Here is a 236-nt window from a genome sequence, read left to right on the forward strand (position 1 = left end):
GTATGATGGATTGTATAATGAAGTGCGACACCTAAAAAAATAAAAAACTCATTATGAATTTTCGTGTAAAATAAAGTTGCTACACAAAACCTACACGAAAGGAAAATTCATAATGAGCTATCATCATCTTACCATATCTGAACGTATTCGTATAGAGGTTCTTTCTATTTTAGGTTATTCTACTCGTTTTATTGCTAAATTTTTACATCGTCATCATTCTACTATTGCTCGAGAAC

The 236-nt window shown here is 30.5% G+C and carries 1 protein-coding gene; it reads left to right on the forward strand.

The genetic code is table 11. The annotated features are described in order from the left end of the window. Window positions 1–112: 112 nt before the first annotated feature. Window positions 113–236 (forward strand): helix-turn-helix domain-containing protein (locus tag H6A07_RS10060; protein ID WP_204814770.1); only part of this gene is annotated, 124 nt, incomplete at its 3' end.

The organism is Olsenella uli (assembly GCF_016899935.1).
Taxonomy (GTDB): domain Bacteria; phylum Actinomycetota; class Coriobacteriia; order Coriobacteriales; family Atopobiaceae; genus Thermophilibacter; species Thermophilibacter uli_B.